Origin of the sequence: Flavobacterium aquidurense (genome assembly GCF_001404985.1) — a bacterium.
Lineage (GTDB): Bacteria > Bacteroidota > Bacteroidia > Flavobacteriales > Flavobacteriaceae > Flavobacterium > Flavobacterium aquidurense_B.
Genome location: NZ_JRLF01000011.1, coordinates 167,629 through 184,586, shown reverse-complemented (window position 1 = coordinate 184,586; position 16,958 = coordinate 167,629). Strand labels below are relative to the sequence as shown.

At 34.6% G+C, this 16,958-nt stretch carries 10 protein-coding genes; 8 read left to right on the top strand and 2 right to left on the bottom strand.

Annotated elements, in window-relative coordinates; genetic code table 11:
* Positions 1-47: 47 nt before the first annotated feature.
* Complete coding sequence (locus tag RC62_RS11105; RefSeq protein ID WP_055095288.1) at positions 48-920, bottom strand: LysR substrate-binding domain-containing protein; 873 nt, start codon at positions 918-920, stop codon at positions 48-50.
* 97 nt (positions 921-1,017) lie between these two features.
* Between RC62_RS11105 and RC62_RS11100 the strand changes: the two genes are divergently transcribed.
* Complete coding sequence (locus RC62_RS11100) at positions 1,018-1,737, top strand: MBL fold metallo-hydrolase (RefSeq protein WP_055095287.1); 720 nt, start codon at positions 1,018-1,020, stop codon at positions 1,735-1,737.
* Between the two features lie 218 nt (positions 1,738-1,955).
* Here the strand turns inward: RC62_RS11100 and RC62_RS11095 are convergent, their stop codons facing one another.
* A complete protein-coding gene (locus RC62_RS11095; RefSeq protein WP_055095286.1) occupies positions 1,956-2,558 on the bottom strand; it encodes an RNA polymerase sigma factor in 603 nt (200 codons plus the stop codon).
* Between the two features lie 279 nt (positions 2,559-2,837).
* Between RC62_RS11095 and RC62_RS11090 the strand changes: the two genes are divergently transcribed.
* The 7 genes from RC62_RS11090 to RC62_RS11060 all read left to right on the top strand — a co-directional run bounded on the left by RC62_RS11090 (position 2,838) and on the right by RC62_RS11060 (position 16,941).
* Positions 2,838-3,989, top strand: coding sequence for a FecR family protein (locus RC62_RS11090; RefSeq protein WP_055095285.1), 1,152 nt, complete (start codon positions 2,838-2,840; stop codon positions 3,987-3,989).
* Between the two features lie 252 nt (positions 3,990-4,241).
* Entirely contained in the window at positions 4,242-7,823 is a 3,582-nt protein-coding gene (locus RC62_RS11085; protein WP_055095284.1) for a SusC/RagA family TonB-linked outer membrane protein, read from the top strand.
* A 16-nt stretch (positions 7,824-7,839) separates the two neighbouring features.
* Entirely contained in the window at positions 7,840-9,246 is a 1,407-nt protein-coding gene (locus tag RC62_RS11080; RefSeq protein ID WP_055095283.1) for a RagB/SusD family nutrient uptake outer membrane protein, read from the top strand.
* Positions 9,247-9,315: 69 nt separating this feature from the next.
* Positions 9,316-10,506, top strand: a complete 1,191-nt coding sequence (locus RC62_RS11075; RefSeq protein WP_082421276.1) for a TlpA disulfide reductase family protein — start codon at positions 9,316-9,318, stop codon at positions 10,504-10,506.
* Positions 10,507-10,652: 146 nt separating this feature from the next.
* The gene (locus tag RC62_RS11070; RefSeq protein ID WP_055095281.1) at positions 10,653-11,786 is read left to right on the top strand and encodes a TlpA disulfide reductase family protein; all 1,134 of its coding nucleotides are present in this window, start codon (positions 10,653-10,655) and stop codon (positions 11,784-11,786) included.
* Between the two features lie 110 nt (positions 11,787-11,896).
* Complete coding sequence (locus RC62_RS11065; RefSeq protein ID WP_055095424.1) at positions 11,897-14,683, top strand: M16 family metallopeptidase; 2,787 nt, start codon at positions 11,897-11,899, stop codon at positions 14,681-14,683.
* A gap of 251 nt (positions 14,684-14,934) precedes the next feature.
* Positions 14,935-16,941: a protein-disulfide reductase DsbD family protein gene (locus RC62_RS11060; RefSeq protein ID WP_055095280.1), complete on the top strand. Its 2,007-nt coding sequence runs from the start codon at positions 14,935-14,937 to the stop codon at positions 16,939-16,941.
* Positions 16,942-16,958: the final 17 nt, after the last annotated feature.

The window sequence follows — 16,958 nt, the reverse complement described above, 5'->3', positions numbered from 1 at the left end:
AGATAATTAAAGGCCTTTGAAACACTTGTTTTGAAGGCTTTTTTATTTTATAGCAAGGATTTCAAAATATCTAAAAATACCTTAACCGCTTTCTTTTCATAGACTTCTTTAATCGAAATTATCATTGCAGTTCTGGTCATGTTTTTTCCTTCGATAGGGATACAGGAAATTCCTTTTTCGTTTTTAATCGTGGTTTGGGTTAGAATCGTATACCAATTGCCGCTTTTTACGAGTTCTAAAAGTGTTGGAATATCATTGATTTCGATCGCTACTTTTGGATGCAATTTGCTTTTGGCAAAAGCATCACTGATAAATTGTGTGGTACTATATCCTTTTGCAGGAAGCGCAAGAGAGAGTTTACTGATGTCTTTTAGGGATATTGATTTCTTGTTTTTTAAAGCCGATTCTGTTGCCGTTACCAAAGTCATTGGCGAGGTAAAAAGTGCCTGATATTTAAAATGATTTTCGGTAATAATTTCTTCGAAAGTCAGAATTACATCCAATTCAAAATGATTTAGTTTTTCTATTAACTCCTTAGAAGTGCCAAATACAATCTCGAATTCGATTTCAGGATATTTTGTGTTGAACTCGATTACGGTTTGGGTCAGGATATCACGTAAAGCATAGGTTACGCCAATGGCAATTTTTCCGGTATTAAGATTGTTTAAATCCTTTAATAACTGAAAACCTTCATTTGCTTTGCTAATACTTTGTAGCGCAAAACCTGAGAATAATGCGCCGGCTTCGGTTAAGGTAATTCGTTTGCCAATGCGGTTAAAAAGCGAAATCTGCAGTTCATCTTCAAGCTGTTTAATTTGTTGTGATAAAGTACTTTGGCTGATGTTTAAACTATTTGCAGCTTCGGTAAAGTTGAGCAATTCTTTTGCTTTAAGAAAGTATTTAAGTTGTCTGAGTTCCATTTTACAAATCGGTTTTATCGATTGATGCTATCGAAAAATAAGGTTTTACAAATATAGAAATTCTTTAGACCTTTGTAACAAATAATGACAGAGTAAAATGAAAATAATACCATTACAAGAAGGGAATTACGTTGTAAACAGCAAAAAAGAATTTAAACTGATCAATGAATTCCCGCTTGATTCAGGACTTAAAATGGCGATTCAGCCTTTTTTGATTGTTACCCAAAAGGATTATATAGTATTGGATCTAGGTTTAGGATTTACCAAAAATGGAAAACCTTTAATTCATCATTTGCTCGAAAGTCATAACATTATGCCGGAACAAATTACAAAAGTCCTGATTTCTCATTTCCATAAAGATCATATCGAAGGAATTGGCTATTTTGACGGCGATAAATTTGTCCAAAATTTTCCGGATGCGAAGATTTATATGCAAAAAAGAGAACTTGATTTTGCTTTAACGCAACAACATCCATCTTATAATCTGAAGATTTTGAATGAAGTAAAAAAGTTTCCAAATGTAGAATTCCTTGAGGATGATAAGGGAGAAATTACAAACGAAATTGTCTATGAGGTTTCCGGAGGACATTCGCCATTTCATCAGGTTTTCTGGATTAAAGAAAATAATGAAATTATCTTTTACGGGGCCGATGATTTGCCACAAGAAGCGTATTTAAAAATGCATGTTGCCTATAAAACTGATTTTGATGGTAAACGTGCCATGGAATCCCGAAAAAAATGGGAGCAGGAAGCAAAAGAACAACATTGGAAAGTGTTTTTGTATCATGATATGGAGAAGCCTGTGTTGGAGTTTTAGAGTAAGAAGCAAGACTTTTAGAAGCAAGAGGCAAGACTTTTAGAAACAGTAAGTTAGAGAATATATTTGTTGTATTGCGCAAAAGTTAGCTATTTTTTACAGATCGCTATGTGAATTAATGTAAAGTGAAATGCCTTTTTTAAACAAACTAAAGCTATGTTTCTATGTGTTTAAAAAATATACGTAAAAAAAATTATATCAAAATTCAGAGGAAACGTTTAGTGGAGTCTGAATTTTTTTTTCTTAGAAAATAACATAAATAAAACACTTCTTACTTTTTCTTCTAATGAAGATCTCAAGATCGAAAAAGCTTTGGTAATCTGGGCTTCAACCGTTTTTATAGATACATCGAGATGTTCTGCAATTTCGATATTTGTTAAACCTTCTTTTTTGCTTAAAATAAAAACCTCTTTGCATTTGGGCGGAAGGTTTTGGATTTCTCTGTTTACCACATTCAGCACACGCTGAAATGACTCTGAATCATCTTCCTGAATAACAGAGTTTAACGCATCATAATACGATTTTTCGAGTGAAAACAAGGATTGGTTTTTTCGGTACAAATCAATGAATTCATTATACACCAATTTATAAAGAAAACTTTTTAAGGCGTGATCCGGTTTAAGTCTTGTGCGTTGTTCCCAAACTTTAATAAAAACATTTTGCACAATATCCTCAGCACTGTAAATATTTTTTACAAGACTATTGGCATACACACAAAGTTTATGATGATACGTGTCGATAAGATAGCTGTAAGCGCTTTCATCTCCTTTGCTAAGAGACTCAATTAATGTTGCGTTATCGTTATAATCATCAATATTCATAAAACCAAATATATAAATTAATAGTTTTTAGGACTAAAATAAGTGGTGTATTTCTTGAAATTCACCCTTTTTTTCATTTTCTATTTGAAAATTAGTACAAATAAAAAGGCTCAAAATTGCAAAGATAAAAACATTTACTATTTTATTTCTATCAAATTAGTATAGTTTATTGAAAGAAAAGACTTGTGAAAAATAAAAAAATCACCAAAATGAAAAAAACTTTATCAAATTGTTAGGGTTTTGTTTTTTTGCTTCGTAATAATATTAAAAACAAGTAAAATGACAGTGAAAAAGTCAGAGCGGTTAATTGTTAAGTTTATCACAAATCAGGCGAGTAGAGACGAAATCGAAACCTTGACGGAATGGCTTAAAGAAGAGCAAAATCAAATTGTGTTTAGGGATTTTGTCAAAACAAACTACGCAATCGATGCTGCAATGTACACCTTTGATTCAAATGAGGTAAAAAAACAATTATCAGCCAGAATTGAGAAAGAGAATACGGTTTTTCAAAAAAGAAGATTTTCATCTTATTATAAATATGCGGCAATTTTGATTTTGGTTTTAGGCGGATTTTATTTCTATCAAAAATCGGATTTGCTTTATCCTGCAGCAAATGTTGTGGTACCAAGACAAGATGATATTGTTTTGCAGTTCGATAACGAATCGTCAGAAACAATCGATACATCTGAAGCCAGAAATATAACAGACAAATACGGAAAAGTAATTGGGAAACAAGAGAAAAACAGATTGGTATATGCAAATGCGTATTCAAACGGAGCATTAGTTTATAACACTTTGAAAATTCCGTACGGTAAAAAATTTGAAGTTCAGTTATCAGATGGTACCATTGTGCATTTAAATGCCGGAACCTCATTGCGATATCCGGTTCAGTTCCTGAAAAATCAAAGCAGGAAAGTGTATTTAACCGGTGAAGCTTATTTTGAAGTTTCAAAAGACAAAGCACATCCGTTTACGGTAAATACACAGGAAATAAAGGTAGAGGTTCTGGGAACTAAGTTCAACGTGAATTCATATACAGAAGATATCAGTACAGATGTTGTTTTGGTCGAAGGAAAAGTTTCTCTGTATAAAGATAAAAAAACAACAGACAATCAGGTTTATTTAACTCCGGGATTGAAAGGAACGAGTACAAGAGGACAGCAAAAGATTACTGCTGAACCTGTAAATACAGATTATTACACGGCTTGGGTAAAAGGAAGCCTGGTGTTTAAAAATGCTTCTTTTGATGCGATTATTAAAAAACTTGAACGCCATTATAACGTAACGTTTATTAATAAAAATAAAGCATTGGGAAAAGAAATTTTTAACGCCCGCTTTGACAATGAACCTATCGAAGTGGTCTTAAAATATTTTAGCGATAGTTACGCGATAGATTATAAGATAAAAGAGGATGAAATAACGATTAAATAGAAGCAAGAGAATAGAAGCAAGAGGAGAGAAGAAAGAGAATAGAATTAGGAATTTTAGTAAATAATCTAAAAGTCTAATAATCCAAAAATCTAACAATCAAATAATCCAAAATAACAGACGCCTATGTAACAGAAAGTCCGGAAAAAAGGATTGTCATTTATATAAAAAAACCGGAAAATGCGCCAACATTTCCCGGTAGGATAAATGCGATCAGTTAATTAACCAACCAACATTAAAAAACATTTTAAAAGTATGAAAAAACTATTGAACAAAATCAGGTTCGACAAGCCTTTTTTGAAATTTGATTTGAAGATGAAATTGACTACACTATTTTTATTGACCACTTTGACAGTGATGCAGGCAGGAGTTTCGTACTCACAAAAAGCAAAAATGTCACTTAATGCCAGCGACATGACCGTTGGTAAAGTTATTGAAAAGCTGGAGTATACTACAGATTATAGATTTGTTTACAATATAAGATCAGTTGATTTAGACCGTAAAATAGACGTCAGGCTCAATGATGTTTCTATAGAAACGATTCTGAATACGATCTTTAAAAATACAGGTACTGATTATAAAGTGTCAGGAAGCCATATTATTCTAACGCCTAAAAAAGCAGCGGAACCGTCTCAGCCTGTTAGTAAAAAGCAAGAGGCAGATTTTATTGTAAAAGGTAAAGTTACAGATGAAAAAGGGATTCCGTTAGTAGGGGCAGCAGTTTCTGATAATGGTTCAGGAAGAGGTGTTCAGACTGATTTTAATGGTGAATATCAAATTATTACCGTAAGCAACGAAACGACATTGGCTTTTGCTTATCTGGGTTATATCAGACAGGAGATAAAAGTAGAAGGCAAAAGTGTTATCAATGTTGTATTAAAAGAAGAAACGCTGCAATTGGGCGAAGTAGTCCTGACAACAGGTTATCAAAATATTTCGGCCGAAAAATCGACAGGGTCATTCTCTAGTTTAAAAGCAAAAGATTTCCAGGAACAGCGTTTAAGCAGTCTGGACAAAATTCTGGAAGGAAGAATTGTAGGGTATCAGGGGGGTAAAATTCGTGGTACAACTTCTATGAATGGTCTTACAACACCTTTGTATGTGATTGATGGTTTCCCGATTGAGAACACCAAGTATGATGGAAATTTTCGTTTATCAGAAAGTTTACCAAACTTAAACTTAGAAGATATTGAAACTATTACAGTTCTTAAAGATGCAGCTGCATCGTCTATTTACGGTGCGCGCGCAGCAAACGGAGTTGTTGTAATTACTACTAAAAAAGCAAAAGCCGGACGAACAAATATTTCATTTTCAAGTAATCTTACCGTGACTCCGTATAGAAATTATACCGGAAATCTTACGGATGCAGGGGATATTATTGGTCTTGAAAAAGGCTGGGCAGATGCAAACCCGAGTTTAAAAGGAGCAAATGCAAATACTTATGCACAATCTTTATTAAACAATGCGGTATTTACAAGTCAGGGAATGCAAACACTTTTAAATGGTTATGCAGGAAACATTTCCCAAACAGAGATGAATAATCGTTTAAATCAATTGGGTTCGCAAGGATACAGGTATTATGATGACATTGCGAGATATGCAAAACGCGACCAATATTTTATTCAGCATAACGTAAGTTTAGGTAAAGCAACTGAATCAAATACGTTTAATGCTTCCTTGACTTATAAAGGAAACAAATTTGAAGACCGCTATTCTGATAACCAATCAGTTGGAATTAATTTAAAAAATTCAACTGATATTACAAACTGGCTGTCTTTAGATTTAGGGACTTACATGAATTATGGAGAAAGTGATACACAAACCTATGATCCTTTTAGTACTCTCAAACCACAATTTAAATTTCAGATGTACAATCAGTTAGTAAATGATGATGGATCAAATTTTACTTCTACAGCAGCATCACGATATAATAATTTTACGCTTCAGTCCATGAAGACATATGGTCTTTACAACATGGATATCACACCAATGGATGAATTGGGGCGTAACATAAATAAAACTAAAAACTTATTGAACAGAACTTTTGCAAAATTTAATGTAAAATTCAGTCATGCACTTACCTATAATACAATGTTTCAGTACGAATACGGTGTTGATCGCGGCAGTTTAATTAGAGATAAAGAATCGTTTAATGTTAGGTCTACAGTAAATGGTTTAGTAACCATTGCTAATAATAAAGCCGTTTATAATTTGCCTTATGGCGACATTTTAAAAGAAACAAATCAATTTACGAATGCTTACAACTTCCGTCAGCAGTTAAATTTTGATCAGACTTTTAATAATGTACATGATGTAACCGCCATTGCAGGTATGGAAATTCGTCACTCAAAAGTAGAATACGGTGATAACACACGTTACGGGTGGGATGAACAAACTTTATCTTACACACCGGTAAATCAGGCTGATTTGCTAAAAGTATACGGAACTGTTTTTGGAGGCAGCTTGGGAGTAAATAATTTTGCAGCAGATCGTGAATTGGTAAACCGATACGTTTCTTTTTACGGAACAGGAGGTTATACGTATGACAGAAGATATTCATTAACAGGTAGTTTGCGCTGGGACCGTTCCAATCTTTGGGGAACAGATAATAAATATCAAAATAAACCAACCTGGTCTACAGGAGCAGCGTGGAATATTGATAAAGAATCTTTCTTTAAAGTTTCCTGGATAAACATGCTTAAACTTCGCGGATCTTATGGTATTGGAGGAAATGTTGCCAAAGATTCTGCACCATACTTAACAGCCAGTTATTATGCCAATACAAATGTTGGCGGAAATCAGGGATATGTTAATTCAAGACCAAATCCTGAATTATCCTGGGAGAAAACAACGACAACCAATATAGGTTTAGATTTTGCATTTTTTAATAACAGATTAAGCGGAACTTTTGATGTTTACCATAAAAAAGGACAAGATTTATTAGCAAGCAGTAACGGAGTTCCAACAGAAGGATTTGGTTATTCGACTTATAGAATAAATAACGGAGAAATGACCAATAAAGGGTTAGAAGCAAGTTTAAGAGGAACAATTGTAAAAGCAGGTTCATTCTCCTGGGATGCAGCAGTTTTATATGCCTATAACAAAAACAAAGTCGATTATGTAAAAGTCGAAGCTCCCGTATATTACCTGCAATTAGACTATCCGTCTTCTTATCCCAGAATTGGTAACGATTACAACACTATTTACGGGTATAAATGGGCAGGTTTAAACGAGAAAGGTTTACCTCAGGTTTATAATGCAAAAGGCGAAAAAGTGATTTACAATCCAGCTGATTTAAATGCAATTCAGGATTATGGTTCAACTGTACCAACACATAGCGGATCGTTTCATACATCGGTAAATTATAAAAATTTCTCCCTTTCGGCATTGTTTATCTATGAGTTAGGACATAAAATAAGAAATACATTTTTACCCATGTTAGAGAATAATTATTCTAGCGCATTAGGAAGTTATGTAACAGATATTACCACTGTAAATAAAAATATCGCAAACCGCTGGCAACAGCCCGGCGATGAAGCTTTTACGAATGTACCTCGTGCAGTATATGAATACGAAGCAGATTTTATTTCTGATTCCCGAGATATTTATCGTTATGCAGATATTAATATTCTTGATGCTTCGAATATCAGGTTAAGCAATGTTTCATTAGGATATCAATTGCCAAAAGATGTGATCAAAAGAGTGAGCTTACAAGATGTACGCTTTAATTTAAATGCTGAAAATGTTTTTACTATAGCAAAAAGCAGAGATGCTAAATATCTTTTAAATGGTTTTCAATCTCCAAGTTTAGTTTTTGGTGTAAACATTAACTTCTAATTAAAAAGACTATACTATGAAAAATATATATATAAATATACTGTACATTTTAGCATTAGGATTGGTTGTGGCATCTTGTGATAATTATTTGGATGATGCGCCAAAGGGATCTAAAATACCAACAACATTGGCTGATTATGAAGCTTTTCTTCGGGACGAATACACCAACCAAAGTGTAGATGCAGCGCAAGCGTTAAACCTCATGAACGATAAATTTATCGATATAGCCACTCTCGCTGCTGAACGTTTGACAAAAGCCAATTATATGTGGGATGAAACGGCTGATCGTATCGAATTAAAACAATCAGACGAAAGATTATATTACGGACAGTATGCAGGAATTTCAACCTTTAATTTGATTATTTCAAATGCCTTAACCACAACTGAAGCAACCGAAGCTGAAAAACGAGTGGTTTGGGCTGAGGCAAAAATTTTGCGTGCCATGTCATACTATAATCTGGTCAATTTTTATGCAGATACTTATGAGGCCTCAACAGCAGGAACAAAATTATCTGTTCCTTTAATTACAAGCGCAGATATTAATGCACCAAGCAAGCAGGTAACCATTCAGGAACTGTATGATTTTATTCTGACAGATGTAAAAGAAGCATTGCCTTATTTACCAAAAGTCTCACAAACGGCTTTGCATCCCAATCTAGGAGCAGGTTATGCTTTTTATTCCCGCGTTTATTTGCAAATGAATAATTATACAGAGGCTTTAAAATATGCAAATCTGGCTCTTGCCGAAAACAATAAACTATACGACTGGAACGCTTATTATACCACTAATAAAACCATAATCGATCTGCCTAATTCTTATACCAATACGCCATCTCCAATGGGATATGATTATGTTGAGAATTATACGTATCGTCATGGTGCTACCACTTATTTATCTACAGAATTTAGTATTCCCGTAGACCGTGCACAACGCTTTGAAGCCGGAGATGTTCGCTTTAAATCACGTTGGAAAATCAGGACCGTTGGAGTAGAAACTTATTACAGAAGAACCTTGTCCGGTATGTTTAATTATGGCGGAATCACAACTGTAGAAGTCTATTTGATCAAAGCAGAATGTCTTGCCCGAGCAGGACAAATAAGCGATGCATTAGCGGTTCTTAATCAAGTTCGTAAAACACGTATTCTTCCGGCTTTGTATCAGGATATAGTAACTACAGATAAAACGGCTGCACTAAATGCTATTTTCAAAACAAAGAACAACGAACTTATCTTAACCCTGATTCCTTTTGCAGATGCGCGTCGTTTAAATGCAGAAGGCGTTTATAAAGTAAGTTTCTCAAAAGTAGATGCAGGAACAACTTACAGCTTATCATCAACATCGCATTTATGGACAATGCCATTTCCTCAGGGCGCTACTAAAAACCCGGGGAACGGAACAATTACCCAAAATGTAGCAAAATAAAAATCTTAAAAGCTTCCTGATCAGAAACTCCGAAAAGGAAGCTTTTTTCTAAAAAACAGCAATCAAAAAATGAATACAATTAAATATAAAATATTTGCATTGTGTCTGGGCTTCTCTATGGTTTCTTACAGCAATCTCGCACAGACTAAAAAAGCGGCTCCACAATCGTATACCCTTGAAGGAAATATAAAAGGACTTGCAGACGGAACCATAATTGAGTTGATTCCCGGAGCGACGCATTCATCAGAAAATGCAGTTGCCGAAACAACCAGTAAAGACGGCAAATTTAGCTTTACAGGAAAATTAAAAGAACCTCGTTTATTCTATCTTTCCTTTGGAAAAAACAAAGGATACATTCCGGTTCTGGTTGAAAACTCTAAAATAAAAGTTACCGCAGAAACAGAAGCTTTAAAAGAGAATGAAAGAATCAATTTTAAAAATGAAGTGGTTACAGGATCAAAATCAAATGATTATTTCAAAAAAGAAACTGCTTTTAGAGAAGATTTAAACAACGACTATGTAGCATATCATAAAGGAACCGAAGAGATTTCTAATTTATATGCAAAAGCAAGAACATCAGGCAACAAAAAACAAATGGATTCTATTGGAAACTCTCCGGAATGGAAAAAATTTGAAGCAGATGAAAAAGCCTTTTTTGCAAAAGTACAATCAAGTTCAGAGAATCTAATCGCAAAGCACAAAGCCACCTGGTGGGGACCATTTTTTATGCTCACACAATACTCTTACTTTACTCCGGATCAAAAACCTGTGTTTGCACAATTTTCAGAAACAGCTAAAAAAAGCTATTACGGACAATTAGTAGAAAAAGAAGTAAATCCTAAATCGCTGGTAGGCACAAATTTTTCTAATTTTGCATTAAATGATAAAGACGGAAAAGCATATAATGTAAAAGATATTATAGCAGGAAAAAAATACATTCTAATAGACTTTTGGGCATCGTGGTGTGGTCCATGTCGTAAAGAAATTCCGAATTTAAAAACAGCCTATGCCGCTTATTCGGATAAAGGGTTTGAAATATTGAGCATCTCAATAGACAAAGATCAAAAAGCGTGGCTTAAAGCGCTAGGGCAGGAAAATATGCAATGGCATAATCTTTTAGATGATAACAAAGTAAGTAATGCCTTTAATGTAAAAACAATTCCCGCAACTTATTTAGTAGATAGTAAAGGTATAATTATCAGCGATAACTTAAGAGGCGCTGCACTAGAAGAAAAATTAAAAGAATTATTGAAGTCATAGTTTTCAGTTCTTAGTATTCAGTCGCAGTCTCAGTATTCAGTGCTGTTAATCAGTCACATACTGATATTAAAAACTGAGACTATAAACTAACAACTATCAACTGATAACTTTTTAAAAATACATCGTAACAACAAAAAAATAACAACATGAAAAGTACAATCTTAAAATCAGGTTTAGCCGCTTTAGCGCTCTTAACCACAATTACTTCCTGCTCTAAAAAGGAAGGTTATACCATCAACGGTACCATTGCCGGATTAGATAAAGGAACTGTATATCTGGAAAATACAGATGAAAAAGGAAACAAACAAATTGTAGATTCTACACAGATAAAGGGAGGAGCTTTTATATTTGAAGGAAAAGTAAACGAGCCTTTATTGTACACCATAAAATTGAAAGGACAGGAATACGGCGCTTTTCTTTTATTAGACAACGAAAATATTAAAGTCGAAGCAAAAAAAGATTCAATTTTTAAAGCCAAAATTACAGGAGCAACCCAATACGACATATACCAATCGTATTATAATAACGAATTCAAGGAAATTCAAAAAATTGCCGGACCTGTTTATAAGTTATCAGATTCATTACAGCAAAACGGAAAAGTAAAATTAACGCCGGAACAACAAACCATGATGGATAAAAAATGGAAGGATCTTGCCGCTTTCGCCGATGATCTGACAGATAAATACATCCTGAAAAATAAAGATAAAATTGGCGCAGCATTAGTAATCAGTGACCGAATTGTATCATATGGAACTCCTGAACAAGTAAAAAAATACTACGCAGTTCTGACTCCTGAAATTCAGAAATCATTTTACGGAAAACAGTTAAAAGCAACAATTGACCTAAACGACAAAACTGCTCCGGGAGCTGTTGCGCCTGAGTTTTCTCAAACAGATGTAAACGGAAAAGTAGTAAAATTATCAGATTATAAAGGAAAATATGTTCTGGTAGATTTCTGGGCAAGCTGGTGCGGACCATGTCGTAAAGAAAATCCAAACGTGGTTTTAGCCTATAAAACCTACCACGATAAAGGATTTAATGTTTTGGGAGTTTCACTGGATGATAAAAAGAAACTTTGGGAAAAAGCAATCGAAAAAGACGGATTAACCTGGACACACGTTTCAGATTTAAAAGGATGGCAAAATGAAGTTGCAACTCTATATGGCGTAAAATTAGTACCAACCAATTACCTAATTGGACCAGACGGAAAAATCATTGCTAAAAACCTTAGAGAAGCAGAACTTCAATCTAAATTGAAAGAAATTTTTAGTAAATCGTAAAAAAGTTTTCGGTCACAGTTTTCAGCCGCAGTCTCAGTCTCAGTTTGCAGTTTTCACTGAGACTGCGACTGAAAACTGAAAACGGTAACTATAAAAATCATAATATAAAAATGAAAAAATATATCTTTCTGAGCTATTGCTCATTAGCATTCTGTACACTTGTTTCAGCACAGAATAAATCCGTTAACTTTAAGAAGATAAAAGAGTTAGGCGGTATCGAAGAGTATTTGTATCAGCCAAACGGTATGAATGTTTTGCTTTTGCAGGACAATGCTTCACCCGTTGCAACCGTACAAATTGTATATCGTGTAGGTTCTAAACATGAAGTTTTAGGAAACACCGGATCAACCCATCTTTTAGAACATTTAATGTTTAAAGGAACACCAACTTTCAACAAGAAAAACGGAAAAACAATTACAGATGTTCTTCAAAATACCGGAGCACAACTGAATGCGACAACCTGGTATGACCGAACGAATTATTTTGAAACACTGCCAAGTGATAAAATCGCACTGGCGCTCCAGATCGAAGCGGACAGAATGAGAAATTCTTTACTGTTAAAAGAAGATAAAGAAGCTGAAATGACCGTAGTACGTAACGAATTCGAGCGTGGCGAAAACGACCCGAATAGTTTACTGGATAAAGAAATCTGGGCTTCGGCATATATTGCGCATCCTTATCATCATTCTACAATTGGATGGAAATCTGACATCGAGAAAGCACCAATCGAAGTATTGCGCAATTTCTACAATACTTATTATTGGCCGGATAATGCAACTTTAACCATTATTGGAGATTTTAAAAAAGAGAATGTATTCGAATTAATCGAGCAATATTTTGGTAAAATTACAAAAGCACCAAAACCAATGCCACAGCCTTATACCGAAGAGCCACAACAATACGGACCTCGTAAAATTGTAGTAAAAAAACCGGGAGAGCTGGGCGTTGTAAATAAAGCCTATAAAATTCCGGGAGCTTTACACGAAGATTTGCCTGCTTTGAATATTTTAGGTGAAATAATAGGTGCAGGACCATCAGCGATATTAAACAAAACTTTTGTAGATACCCGTTTGGGAATTTATACGTTTGCAAATGCCACAAATTTTAAAGAAGTGGGACTTTTTACTATTGGAGTTGGTTTTCCAACAACCTCAAAACACGAAGATATTGATGCTAAAATAAGCGAAGTTGTCGCTAAAATCCAGAAAGAGGGCGTTACTCAGGATGAGGTAAATCGTGTTGTGGCAAAAATTAGCGCACAAACTATTTTAGCCCGTGACGGTTCAGGAGTTATCGCATCTGAACTTAACGAAGCCATTGCAGCCGGTGACTGGACAGATTATATAACGGGTGTTGACAGATTAAAAAAAGTTACTCCGGCTGATGTTTTGCGTGTAGCGCAAAAATATTTAGTAGAGGATCAAAGTACAACGGCATATTTTATTCCTAAACAAGCAGGAGCACAAAATAAAGATTCGGCTCAAGCCAATAATTTTATGCCTCAAAACGGACCTTTTTATTATAGAGATCCCAAACACGAACACAATCATGAAGAATCTGCAAACATCGCATTAGAACAAATAAATAATGCGACAGAAATTGCAGCAGAAAACCGAATAGAAAAAACACCTTCGACATACAAAAGAGAAAAAGTAGCAGGAATTGATGTTGTTTCTGTCAAAACTTCAGCTAAGGATTTTGTGACAGTTTCAGCAAGTATTTCATTAGGTAACTACGCAAACGAAACAAAAAACAGCATGATTCCGTCCCTGACAGCAACGATGTTATCAAAAGGAACAACGCTGAATGATAAATTTAAATTCTCTGAAAAACTGCAAAAATTAGGCGTAAACCTAAACGTAAATGCGTCGACTTTTAAAATAAATATTGGATTTAAATGCCTGAAAAAAGATCTGGATCAGGTTATTGCATTATTAGCAGAAGAATTAAGGAATCCGTTGTTTGATGCAAAAGAATTTGAAAGTCTAAAACAGCAATTTACAGGAAACATACAACAAAGTTTAAACGATCCGGGCAATAGAGGAAACATTGCTTTATCACAAGCCATTTATCCAAAAGCAAATCCTAATTACAGTTTAAGCTCAGAAGATAATATTGCTAATATTAAGAATGCAACATTAGAAGAAGTTAAAGCTTTTCATAAAAAATATTTTGGTCCCATATCTATGCATCTGGTAATTGTGGGAGATACAGAAGACGCTAATTTAAATGCCTCTTTAAAAAAATCATTCAAAAACTGGAATGGCGGAGTTGTAGAAAATATGAAGTTTGAAGAAGCCATAAAGTCACCTTCAAAAACCGAAGTCATTACAATTGCTGAAAAACCAAGTGCCGAATTATTCATTGGCCAATACACAGGTTTAAAAAGAGCCGATGCTGATTATATTCCGTTTTACATTGCAAATTATACTTTAGGCGCCGGTTTTGCCGGACGTTTGATGCAAACCGTTCGTGATAATGATGGTTTAACATACAGTATTTCATCCGGAATGGGTGGTAATATCTACACTGGCGGTTACTGGATGGTAAATGCTTCATTTAATCCAACTTTATTTCAAAAAGGATTAGACGCCACAATGGTTCAAATTGATAAATGGGTAAAAGACGGTATTACGACAGAAGAACTCGAAAACAAGAAAACCAATTTAATAGGAAGCTTTAAAGTTGGAATGTCGACCACAAGCGGAATGGCAAGAACAATTTTAAGTTTTATAGAAAGAGGTCTACAACCGGATTATATCGAACAATACCCAAAGGATATCGAAAAAGTAACCTTGCAACAAGTCAATGATGCCATCAAAAAATACATTCAGCTGGACAAAATGATTGTTATAAAAGCGGGTTCACTTGATAAAGATGGCAAACCTTTGCAATAAGAGAAAGTAAAGGTTATACTGAGGTTGTTCCTCGAAATGACAATGATTGCGAATATATACTAATAGTAAACTTTAAAAAAAAAATCAAAACCTTGACAAAGTTATCGTAATCCAACAACCAACAATTTTAATAGTAGTCTTTCATTTTTTTCATATTAGAAACTGAATTAGTAAGCAATTTTCTAAGAAAGACCCTAAAAGAGCTGTTTGCCAACAGCTCTTTTTTTCCAAAATATCAAACCTGTAAACCAATGAAAAATATCATAATAACCTTTATGTTGCTATTAAGTTGCAGCATATTTGGGCAAATGTACAATCCGGTAAAATGGACAACAGCTGTCGAAAAAATATCAGATAAAGAATATATCCTGAAAGCCCAGGCCATAATACAATCCGGCTGGCATTTATACGGACAATATATTGAAGAAGGCGGACCATCTCCAACCGCTTTTACATTTAAAAACAACCCGAAAAAATTCGAATTAATCGGAAAAACAACAGAAGATAAAGGACACGAAACCGTCGATAAAATCTTCGACATGAAAATTAAATATTTTGAAGGTAAAGCTGTTTTTGCGCAGAAGATAAAATTTACATCAGATGAAATTGTGAATATCGCGGCCGAAGTAGAATTTATGGTTTGCGATGACAGCAATTGCTTGCCGCCATCATCTGAAGAATTATCCTTTAAAATCCCGAATGCTAAAAAGTTGGCTTCCGCCAAAGCTACTGCTGATTTTGCTAAAGGAGACTCTGTTCAAAAAGTAGAAAAAGCAGCAGAAAACATAGATAAATCAACAGAAAAAGCAGTTGTAAATCATTCTGAAAAAAATAAATCAAGAGGATTAATCAGCATTTTTATAATTGCCTTTTTATCCGGTTTTGCTGCTTTGCTAACACCTTGTGTTTTCCCGATGATCCCAATGACCGTGAGTTATTTTACCAAACAAAGCAAAACCAAAGCAGCCGGAATCAAAAATGCTTTGATTTACGGATTCTCAATTGTGATTATCTACGTTTTACTGGGCTCAATTGTAACCGCGGTTTTTGGTGCAGATTCCCTGAATGCACTTTCTACAAATGTTTGGTTTAACCTGATATTCTTTGTTTTACTGGTTGTTTTTGCGTGTTCTTTTTTAGGGGCGTTTGAAATCATGCTGCCGAATTCCCTTGCCAATAAAGTCGATTCACAAGCCGATAGAGGAGGACTGATTGGGATTTTCTTTATGGCCTTGGCTTTAGCCATTGTGTCATTTTCTTGTACGGGACCTATTGTAGGGACTTTATTGGTCGAAGCGGCTTCAAAAGGCGGAATTGCACCAATTGTGGGAATGTTAGGATTTTCGATCGCCATCGCTTTACCATTCTCGTTATTTGCCGCTTTTCCGGGTTGGCTGAATGCGTTGCCCAAATCAGGCGGATGGCTAAATACCGTAAAAGTAGTTTTAGGCTTTTTAGAATTAGCTTTAGCTTTCAAATTTTTATCAAATGCTGATCTTGTTTTGCAATTGCATTGGCTCGAAAGAGAAGTTTTCTTAACTATCTGGATTGCCGTTTTTGCAGTTCTGGCACTTTATTTATTTGGAAAAATTACCTTGCCACACGATTCTCCGCTCAATCATATTTCGGTAGGACGGTTGATTTTTGGACTTCTTGTTCTTAGTTTTACAATTTATCTGATTCCCGGACTTTTTGGTGCACCTCTAAAATTAATCAGCGGATTCCCGCCACCAATGCATTACAGCGAATCACCTGACGGATTTGGAGCTTCTAAAAATTCAGGCGAAACAAAAACTATTTTACCGGAAGGAGCTGAATTTGGCCCTCAGAATATCGTTACTTTTCATGATTACAAAAAAGGAATGGAATTTGCTAAAAAAGCAGGAAAACCGGTTTTATTGGATTTTACAGGATATGCCTGCGTAAATTGCAGAAAAATGGAAGAACTCGTTTGGTCAGATGCTAAGGTTTTAGGAGTTTTAAAAAATGATTTGGTTTTGATTTCGCTTTATGTTGATGATAAAAAAGAATTGCCGGAAAGTGAACAATATGTCTCAGAAACCACTGGCAAAAAAATCAAAACAATTGGTAATAAGTGGAGCGATTTACAGATTAAAACCTATAAAGCAAACGCACAGCCATTTTATGTAATTGTAGATCATAACAGCAATAATTTAACCCAACCTTCAGCATATAATCCTGATATCGAAAACTATTATGACTGGTTGAATACAGGAATCAAAAATTTCAAAAAATAAGCTGTTTTTTAAAAGAT